9 protein-coding genes and 1 pseudogene are annotated in these 9112 nt (G+C 69.6%); 1 reads left to right on the forward strand and 9 read right to left on the reverse strand.

Annotated features, from left to right (window positions below):
• The 7 genes from GAS53_RS53890 to GAS53_RS53920 form a co-directional block, all read right to left on the reverse strand.
• On the reverse strand, positions 1-2136 hold a 2136-nt coding region (locus tag GAS53_RS53890; RefSeq protein ID WP_151485149.1), incomplete at its 3' end, for a tetratricopeptide repeat protein.
• A 42-nt stretch (positions 2137-2178) separates the two neighbouring features.
• Positions 2179-2490: a trypco2 family protein gene (locus GAS53_RS53895; protein ID WP_225859711.1), complete on the reverse strand. Its 312-nt coding sequence runs from the start codon at positions 2488-2490 to the stop codon at positions 2179-2181.
• A gap of 116 nt (positions 2491-2606) precedes the next feature.
• On the reverse strand, positions 2607-2939 hold the full coding sequence (locus GAS53_RS53900; protein WP_151485150.1) for a helix-turn-helix domain-containing protein: 333 nt from the start codon (positions 2937-2939) through the stop codon (positions 2607-2609).
• Entirely contained in the window at positions 2936-3319 is a 384-nt protein-coding gene (locus GAS53_RS53905) for a type II toxin-antitoxin system RelE/ParE family toxin (protein WP_151485151.1), read from the reverse strand. The genes GAS53_RS53900 and GAS53_RS53905 overlap by 4 nt, the downstream gene beginning before the upstream one ends.
• A gap of 115 nt (positions 3320-3434) precedes the next feature.
• Positions 3435-4094, reverse strand: coding sequence for a DUF5063 domain-containing protein (locus GAS53_RS53910; RefSeq protein ID WP_151485152.1), 660 nt, complete (start codon positions 4092-4094; stop codon positions 3435-3437).
• A 125-nt stretch (positions 4095-4219) separates the two neighbouring features.
• Positions 4220-4819: a recombination mediator RecR gene (recR, locus tag GAS53_RS53915; protein ID WP_030667861.1), complete on the reverse strand. Its 600-nt coding sequence runs from the start codon at positions 4817-4819 to the stop codon at positions 4220-4222.
• A 144-nt stretch (positions 4820-4963) separates the two neighbouring features.
• Positions 4964-5308 carry a YbaB/EbfC family nucleoid-associated protein gene (locus tag GAS53_RS53920; RefSeq protein ID WP_151485156.1) on the reverse strand — a complete coding sequence of 115 codons (345 nt, stop codon included), beginning with the start codon at positions 5306-5308 and terminating at the stop codon, positions 4964-4966.
• 327 nt (positions 5309-5635) lie between these two features.
• Here GAS53_RS53920 and GAS53_RS53925 point away from each other — a divergent pair, with 327 nt between their 5' ends.
• On the forward strand, positions 5636-6478 hold the full coding sequence (locus tag GAS53_RS53925) for an SLATT domain-containing protein (RefSeq protein ID WP_404829450.1): 843 nt from the start codon (positions 5636-5638) through the stop codon (positions 6476-6478).
• Between the two features lie 112 nt (positions 6479-6590).
• Here GAS53_RS53925 and GAS53_RS53930 read toward each other — a convergent pair whose 3' ends face one another.
• Both GAS53_RS53930 and GAS53_RS53935 read right to left on the reverse strand, forming a co-directional pair.
• Entirely contained in the window at positions 6591-8006 is a 1416-nt protein-coding gene (locus GAS53_RS53930) for a M28 family metallopeptidase (protein ID WP_151485153.1), read from the reverse strand.
• 124 nt (positions 8007-8130) lie between these two features.
• Positions 8131-9112: pseudogene (locus GAS53_RS53935) on the reverse strand (serine/threonine protein kinase); the annotation flags it as partial.

The raw sequence follows: 9112 nt of genomic DNA on the forward strand, positions 1-9112 counted from the left end.
CGTGTCCGGGTGCTCCTCACCCAACAGCCGCACACGCACCTCCAACGTCCGCTCGAACAACGGAATCGCCCGCCCCAAATCCCCCGCCGCCCTATACGTGCTGGCAAGGTCGTTCCACGAGATCAGCGTGGCTGGGTGCTCCTCACCGAATATCCGGGTAGTCGCTGACAGGGAACGACTGAGGTAGTCAGTGGCCTGACTCAACTGCCCTTGCCCTCGGAGGAAATTCCCCGTCAGGCTGAGGACCACGTCAATCTCAGCTGTGTCATCGCCTGGATCACATGCGTCGAGGAGCTCTTCGACGTGTGGGAGCAGGGCTCTCCAAGTGGGCCAGCCCGCGACGTTCACGATGGGTTCGTCCGGGAGCTCGCCGAGCATCAGCTCCGTGGCCCGGTCACGTGCAACTGTGATGCGAGCCTCATCACGATGGGAATCGACCTCCGACGGCATGCGGGCCACCATCTGCACCAGACGGTGGATACCGATCCCCGCCTTGTCGAGCGTGACCATGTTGTAGTCGGCCAACAGCCCCAGGAGCTGGGCAAGATCGACAGGATCCTCGGCAAGCGGCGCGAACAGGCCACGAGGAATGCCCGTCGGGGCAAACCAGGCGGCGATCCGCAGGATGTCCACAGCCCGGGGATCCCGCTCATGGAGCGCGTCCAGCGTGATGCGCCAGATCCGCGCCACCGTCCGCGCGGGATCCAGGCCGCCCGGCGCCACATCCGTGGTGCGCTCTGGATGCTGGCGCAACATGGCACGGTATTCGGCAATCGTGATCTCGGTCTGCGCGATGAAGGCCCCAGCCTGTTCCAGGGCGAGGGGCAAATGACCGAGGTCATCCGCCAACGCGCGAGCCTCCGCCTCATCCCCGTCACCGATCAGACCTGCCAGCAGAGCCAGTGACGCCTCATCGTCCAGCACAGGCAACGCGATCGGGTCGCAGACCCAGCCCCGCTTGTACCTACTTGTGATCAAGTGCCGCCCAGACGCCCGAAGTTGGCCTGTCCAGGCATGCACATCCTCCGGCTTCTCCGCGTTGTCGAACACCAGCAGCCAACCCGGATGAGTCTGCAACCACCCGACCGCCCACTCCGCAGCCTGAGCAGTAGTGAGATCGGATGGCGCGCCACCCCGCAAGCGGACAGCCAGGGCAGCGAAACCCGCCTCGATCAGCTCCGGAGTGTCCGCGCGGATCCACCACACCAACCGATAGGCACCGGCATGGTCATGCGCGTAGTGCAAGGCCAGCGTCGTCTTCCCAACACCCCCAAGCCCATGCAAGGTCTGCGTGATCGTCTGCGAGTCCTCGGCGAGGGCCCGCTCCAGTTCCGCAATCACCTCCGCCCTGCCGACGAAGATCGGCGACGGGAGCTCGGGCAAGTTGTTCAGACCCCGCGGGACTTCGATGTCGTACGCCGTACGTTGCGGCCGTTCAGGATTCGCGATCGTGACGTCCTCCGGGACCAGGTCAATCCCCGCCGCCTTCACTTCCATGGCAAACCCGGGACGCGCCGCCAGCGACACCACGGACACCGCCGTCAACTGGGCGGCGCCGTAGTCTCGGTGCCGATCAGTCGTGACCACCCCGATCAGCCGCCCCCTCGCAAACAACGCCGCTCCAGATGCCCCCGCCCACCGAGACCTCTCCGCCGGCCTGCTCGGAACAGCGACCTGATCAACGTATGCGGTGATCAGACCCCCGGACTTGAGCCCCGTCAGCGTCTCGATGTGCCCTCGGATCTCCTTCGTGTCCCGAACCCCGTCACGGATCTCGGACCGCGGGAATCCGACGGCGAGGCAGCCCAGTTGACTCTCGCCCACCACTGCCCGCGAGACCTCACCGTCGATACGCCCCCACCGCACCGGCTCACCACCCGGCGGTACCCAGCTCCCCTCCGTGATGCGGACCAACGCCGCATCAGCCTGAGGTTCGCGATCCAGGTCGGGCGGCGGCACTTCCGGCCACAGCACCTCGGCAGCGACCCACTCGGTCCCGCCCTCGCCCTCGGGGTCGAGGCCACGAACCTCCAACTGTTCACAAAGCACCACATTGTGAAAGGCCGTCAGCACGAGGCGATCCGCAACGAGATACCCGGTCCCCGAACACTTCCCGACCGGGTTCCAGACCTCCATGACCCGCCGCACGTCCACAGGCCAACACCCCCGTGTTCCCCGTTACTTGGGGCGTTCCTTGGACTCGTCACCGATTCGCCGATCCTCGCCCTCGGCATCGACCGGCTGAAGCGTGATCTTCACGCGGCTCGCCGTGCCCTTCGACCGCGAGGCCTTGGCCTCCGCGCCGAACGGAAGCACCAGCACCTTGGCCCGCGCCTCCCCGTCCTTCTTCACATCCACGGAGAACTCGACCTCCACAGGTCCGGTCCGGAACTGGATCTCCTGCCCCGCCCCGTCCCGCGCCGCCTGCTGAAGCTCCGACCGAATCGCACCGATCGCCTCGGCCAGCCCCACCCACGCCTCGTCCGCCATCAGGCGCCGCTCCCGTTCGTCCCCGTAAACGCACTGTGGGACGCAGCGTACTCGCCGCGCCCCACGTCGTACGTCCCAACTCATCGACGTACGAAGGAAGATGACCTCCGCGCCAGTCAGGCCGCCCCGATCGTCCGGTCCCCGTACTCGATGGTCACCGTGACCCTGGCCCCGAGCGCCTCCGCATACGTACGCATCGTCTCCAAGTTGTGGATCTCTCCCCGCTCGATCTGAGAGACCCGGGCCTGCGAGATCCCCACCGACCCGGCCACCTGAGCCTGCGTCAACCCCTGCTCCTCGCGGATCTCCCGCAGGTGGTGACCGACCACTCGCGCCTCGGTCGCCGTACGCGCAGCCTGCTTGCGGGACTCCCATTCGGCGTCGGACACGTCGGGCTGGTTCTCCCGCATCCGACGCTTGACCTCTGCCCAACTGCTGTACTGGCTCATCGGGCCTTCCCGTCCTCTCCTGCCGCGTCTGCGGCGGCCAGGTACTCGTCGTAGCGGGCCTCGGCAAGGGGGATCGACTCGCGATACCAGTCCCTCCAGCGGCCGGACTTGTCGCCGGCCACCAGCAGAACCGTTTCCCGCTTGGGGTCGAAGACGAACAGGATCCGGATCTCAGTGCTCCCGGAGCTGCCTGGTCGCAGTTCCTTGAGGTTGTGGGTGCGGCAGCCCGACAACCGGTCGACAAGCGGGCGCCCCACGGGACCGCTCTCCGTCAGCATGTCGACCGCCGCTTCAACGAGGTCCGCCGACACCGGGTCCTCCTCTGCCGGCTTGAGCAGCCACGACTCCACCGATGAGTGGAGGTCGATCTCCCAGTTCATGCTCCGCATCCCAGCGTACGGCGCGAGACAATAAAAGGAAATCCTTATACCTTCAGCTCAACGAGTGAATGAGCGCATCAACGTGCAAGGCTGTGCGCCCTCCGCCGGCCTCCCGCTACTTGACCTCTCGCAACCCCAGTGGTCCCGCGATCTCCTCCGCCATCACGCGGCCCGCCTCCTCCGCGAGGGCGTCCTCGCTGAGGTCCTGGTCGGTGTCGAGGCCGTCCAACTCCTCCAGGGGCTGGTTCAACCTCACATGCGCTACCAGCGACTGGAGGGCGCGGAGTGTGGCCGAGGCCGTGGAGCCCCAGTTGGAGAAGTACGAGAACTGCCACCACCAGAGGGCCTCCGTGGTGCGGCCCGCGCGGTAGTGGGCCATGCCGTGGCGGAGGTCCGTGATGACGTCGGCCAGGTCGTCGGAGATACGGGCCGGGACCGGGGGCTTGCGGGGCTCGTACGGGTCGAAGACCTCGGAGTAGACGTCGACCGGGTCGAGCATCTCCGCGAGGCGCTCGCGGAGTCCGTCGACGTCCGGCTCGGGGCCCAGGTCGGGCTCGTAGCGCTCGTCGGGGACGATGTCCTCGTGCGCGCCCAGGCGGCCGCCGGCCAGCAGCAGCTGGGAGACCTCCAGGAGGAGGAAGGGGACCGCCGAGTCCGGCTCGTCACCCTTCGCGACCTCTGTGACCGCTACGAGGAAGCTCTCGACCTGGTCCGCGATCTGGACCGCGAAGTCATCGGGGTCCTGCCCCGTCGCATGCAGCGTGGCGTCAGACATCTAGAAGCCGACCTTCCTCAAGAACTCCGTCACGAACACGAAGTACACGTTCAGACATCCAACAGCCGCCTTCCCTCGAAGGCGCGCCCAGGGGTGTGATCGCGTTCGCGTCGTTCCCGTCGTGCTCACACATCGAGCAGTCGCCTCCCCTCGAAGGCTCGGCCCAGAGTGACCTCGTCGGCGTACTCGAGGTCACCGCCCACCGGCAGCCCGCTGGCGAGGCGGGTGACCCTGAGGCCCATGGGCTTGATCATGCGGGCGAGGTACGTGGCGGTGGCCTCGCCCTCCAGGTTCGGGTCCGTGGCCAGGATGAGCTCCGTGACCGTGCCGTCCGCCAGGCGGGCGAGGAGCTCCCTTATGCGCAGGTCGTCGGGACCCACGCCCTCGATCGGGCTGATCGCGCCGCCGAGCACGTGGTACTTGCCCCGGAACTCGCGCGTCCGCTCGATCGCGACCACGTCCTTCGGCTCCTCGACCACGCAGATGACCGACAGGTCACGGCGCGGGTCGCGGCAGATGTTGCACAGCTCCTCCTGCGCCACGTTCCCGCAGGTGGCGCAGAAGCGGACCTTCGCCTTGACCTCCATCAGGCACTGCGCGAGACGGCGTACGTCCGTCGGCTCGGCCTGGAGGATGTGGAAGGCGATCCGCTGCGCGCTCTTGGGACCGACGCCGGGCAGCCGCCCCAGCTCGTCGATGAGGTCCTGGACCACGCCTTCGTACACGGATTGCCTTCCTTGTTCCTGCTCGTCGTCCTGCTCGTTCTGTTGCTCGTCCTGCCGGCTCTGTACGTACCGTAGTCGCGCTTGCCTTCTTGGTACGTACGGTAGTTGGCGGTCGGCCTTCTTAGAAGAGACCGCCGGGTTGACTTAGAACGGCAGGCCGGGGATGCCGCTGCCGCCGCCCAGGCCCTGGGCCAGCGGGCCGAGCTTCTGCTGCTGGAGGGTCTGGGCGTTCTCGTTGGCCGCCTGGACCGCCGCGACGATCAGGTCGGCGAGGGTCTCGGTGTCCTCGGGGTCCACGGCCTTCGGGTCGATCTGCAGCGCGCGCAGCTCGCCGGAGCCCGTCACCGTCGCCTTCACCAGGCCGCCGCCCGCCTGGCCGTCGACCTCCGTCCGCGCCAGCTCCTCCTGTGCGTTCGCGAGGTCCTGCTGCATCTTCTGGGCCTGCTGGAGCAGCTGCTGCATATTGGGCTGGCCACCACCGGGAATCACGATCAGCTCCTGGTTTCGTACGGCTGTGAGTACCGCTGTCTGTACGGCTGTCTCCACGGCTGTGCGTACTGCTCATGTGCACGGCCGTGTACGGCTGTCCGGCGGTGTTTCCGCCTTGGCACGAGCCTACGTGGTCTGTGCGGCCGTCGCCCCAGCACTCTTTCGAGTGAGACAGCGGCTTGGCCTATACCTGATCAAGACCCACGTCCGAGCGGAAAACCCCCGAAACCGGGGCCATCGCCACCCATTGGGAGGTAGTAAGGGTGCGGCGCATCAGCACCTCGCGCCACGCTACCGTCACGCAACGTCACGATTAGGGAGCGTCGGGTGAGCCAGCCGGACATGCAGCCCGAGGGGTCGGCCCAGGACGGGGACGGTCGGGGTGATGGTGCGCGGACCGGTGGTCCGGGGCCTGGTGGGTTCGGGCCGGGTGGGTACGAGCCTGGTGCGCCGGGGGCCGGTGGGCTCGGGCCCCACGGTCCGGGGCCGCGGGGTCTGGGGCCCGGTGATCTGATGGGGCGGGCGTTTCCGCTCGGGGACTGGGGGGAGCCGGCCGAGCGGCTTCACGAGCTGTACCGGTGGGTGGAGGCGGGGGCGCTGACCACGGCGTCCTGGTATCTCGCCGATCGGGTGTGGAAGCGGCGGGGGGCGCGGGCGTTGCGGGCGGGTGCCGCCGTGGGGGCCCTTGCCGGGGCCGCGCTGCCTCTTCTCGATCTCACCGGGGTCGTGGGTGGGGCCGCTGCCTGGGGCTATCTGGCCTTGCTGCTCGGGGTCGCCTGCGTGGCGGGGGACCGTTTCTTCGGGGTCACCTCCGGATGGATAAGGGATGTGGCCACGGCTCAGGCCGTGCAGCGGCGGTTGCAGGTGCTTCAGTTCGACTGGGCGTCCGAGTGTGTGCGGGAGGTTCTCGGGCCCACCGAGGGGACCGCGGGCGAGGCTGCCGAGCGGTGTCTCGGTGTGTTGCGGCGGTTCTCCGAGGACGTGACGGAGCTTGTGCGGGCGGAGACGGCGGACTGGATGGTCGAGTTTCGGACCGGGTCCGCGCCGCTTGCCATTCAGGCGGGGGTGGGTGGGGGGTCTCGGGGGGATGCGGTTCCGCCCGGGCGTCCACCACTCCCTCCGGGAGCTCGGCCGAACATGCCTCGTCAGCGGCCGCCGGAGCCTCGGTGAGGACGTTTTCCGCCCCCGCCGCCCCGACCCGTCCCATCCCTGGGGGCTGCGCCCCCAGACCCCCGCTATCGGCCTGAACAGCCTCGTCCTCAAACGCCGGACAGGCTGAAAATCACGCCTGAGGGGACGGGAACGACACCGGGCCCCGTAGGCCCGCCCGGTTCACCGCTCGTACGCCGAAGAAGACGTTGTCCTTGGACAGGTCCACCTCGTGGGACGTCACGTCGCCGACGGGGACCACGTGGGTCCACTCGGGCGCCGTGGTCTCGCGCCAGACGACCTCGTAGCCGGCCAGGTCGGGCTCGGAGCCGCGGGTCCAGGTGAGCTCGGTGGAGTTCGTGAGGGCGGCCGTGAGGATCTTGGCGTCGCGCGGGGCGGCCGGGGCCTGCGCGAGGCTCCACAGCACGGCGGCGTTGACGCGCGCCACCCGGGCGATGAAGGGGAAGTCGCAGAACTCCGGCAGGTCCCCGTACTGCTTGCCGTCCTCGACCCGTACGTCCTGGTGCTGGTGGGCGAAGTCCTCGGCGGGCTCGGTGAAACGGGCGGCGGGATAGCCGCGTTCGAGGAAGGGGATGTGGTCCCCGCCGCGGCGGTAGCGGTCCCGGCGGTAGATCACGCGGACGTGCATCCCGGTTGCCGAGTTGTCCGCCGTGTCGCGGACGAAGCGGGCCAACTGCCGCGACGGGGAGTCGTTCTCGCCGCCCACCGAGCGGCGCGTCGCGGCCTGCTCCGGAGTCTCCGACGTCGGCACACCCTCCGCGAAGAGACGGATCGTGTACGGGTCCCGTGTGCCGTCGTCCGCCTTCGAGCTGCCCACGATGTCGTTCGTGAACATGCCCTGTACGTCCGCGCCCGCCGCCTTGAACTGCGACGCCATGTGCGCGGCCCCGTACAGGCCCTGCTCCTCACCCGCCACCGCCGCGAAAACGATCGTCGAGGCGGGGCGGTGCCTTGCCATCACCCGGGCCAGCTCCATCGCCACGGCCACGCCCGAGGCGTCGTCGTCCGCGCCCGGGGAGTCCGACGTGGCGTCCATGACGTCGGTGACTCGGGAGTCGTAATGCCCCGAGACGACATACACCCGCTCCGGGGTGACCGAGCCGCGGAGGGTTGCCACGACGTTCGTGATGCGCGTCGCGGTCGGGATGCGGGGTGCGGGTTCCTGGACGTACGACTGGAGTTCGGCCGTCATCCGGCCCCCGGACGCGGCGGCGTACGAGCGCATCTCGGCGAGGATCCAGTCGCGGGCGGCGCCGATGCCGCGGGCCGGGTCGTCCTGGATGGAGAGGGTGTGCCGGGTGCCGAAGGAGACGAGTTTGCGGACGGTCGCCTCGATACGGGCGGGATCGATCTCCCGTAAGAGAGCGCGGAGTTCGCGGGACGGGGGCTGCGCGGTGGCGGGCGGGCGTGAGCCCGACTCGGCGGCCTCGGCCGTCGTCGCGGCGGCGCCCACCGAAGCGGCTCCGGCAGCCGCCGTCGCGGTCAGGACGGTTCTTCTGCTGGGGCGCTGGGGGCGTGAGGGTCGCATGAACTCATGGTTGTGTACGCGTCAATCACACGCAAGGGCCCTGCCGCAGCCCCGCCGACGGTCGCCACGCCTCGCTCACAACGGTCGTCGTCCCTCGCCGGCGACAGTCGGCCACTGCTTCGCGTTACTGCTTCGTATACGTCAGCTCCTCGCCGTTGCTCGTGTTCACCCGGCGCAGGCGGCCGTCCGGAAGCAGCGTCAACTCCGTTGCCGCGCCCGGGGAACAGGACGCGGCCGGTTCGCCGACGGTGACCTCGGAGGGGCCGATCCGCAGCGGGCCACCGGCGCCCGGGGCCGCGGCCAGCTCCGCCCGGAACACGCAGTGGTACGTGCCGGCGCCGGCCGGGCCGTCCGCCGTGAGGGAGAGCACTGTGTCGCCCACCTCGCCCTGCTGGATGGTGAGTCGGCGGGTGTTGCGGCCCGTGTCGTTTTCGATGGACGCGGTCCAGGTGCCGAGGTACTTGGTGGGGATCGCGCCGTCCTGCGGTGCCTGCTCCTCCGTCGTCGGCGGCTGGGTGGTGGGGTCCTGGGTGGACGGGCCCGGGGTCGTGGACACGCCCGTCGTCGGGGAGGGGGTGGGGTCGCCGCCGGCCCGGTTGTCCGCGTCGCCCTTCATCAGCGCGTACACGGACGCGCCCGCGCCCAGCGCGACGATCAGCGCCACGACGATCAGGACGGCGGTGGACCGGCCGGCTCTGCGCGGAGGTTCCGGCTGCGGGGCGGCTCCCGGGCCGTACGGGGGTGGTGGGCCGTAGGGAGGGGTCGAGCCCGGAGGCAGCGCGTACCCGCCGGGCTGGTGCGGGTAGCCGTAGGCGGCGGGCTGGGGGTGCTGCTGGGGGTAGCCGTAGGCGGGGTGGACGGGCGGCGGGCTTGCGGGTGGGGCGGCCGGCAGGGGGGTCTGGGGCAGGCCCGTGGTCATGGTGGGGAGATGGTCGAAGGGGGCGCGGCCGGGCGCGGCCGGCGGGGGTGGGGCGGAGTCGTCGGGGGCGGGGGCGTGTTCGGGGGAGGCTTCGGGGGTGGGCGTGGTTCCGGGAGCTTCCTCGCCCCCGCCGCCCCTACCCGTCCCATCACTGGGGTCTGGCGCCCCCGGACCCCCGCCATCGGCC

Source organism: Streptomyces albicerus, assembly GCF_008905045.1.
GTDB classification, from domain to species: Bacteria; Actinomycetota; Actinomycetes; order Streptomycetales; family Streptomycetaceae; genus Streptomyces; species Streptomyces albicerus.

Bases quoted from the DNA above. Each gene is read 5' to 3' on its own strand.
- GAS53_RS53900 (WP_151485150.1), bottom strand. From the start codon at position 2,939: ATGAGCCAGTACAGCAGTTGGGCAGAGGTCAAGCGTCGGATGCGGGAG.
- GAS53_RS53930 (WP_151485153.1), bottom strand. From the start codon at position 8,006: ATGCGACCCTCACGCCCCCAGCGCCCCAGCAGAAGAACCGTCCTGACC.
- GAS53_RS53905 (WP_151485151.1), bottom strand. From the start codon at position 3,319: ATGAACTGGGAGATCGACCTCCACTCATCGGTGGAGTCGTGGCTGCTC.
- GAS53_RS53895 (WP_225859711.1), bottom strand. From the start codon at position 2,490: ATGGCGGACGAGGCGTGGGTGGGGCTGGCCGAGGCGATCGGTGCGATT.
- GAS53_RS53910 (WP_151485152.1), bottom strand. From the start codon at position 4,094: ATGTCTGACGCCACGCTGCATGCGACGGGGCAGGACCCCGATGACTTC.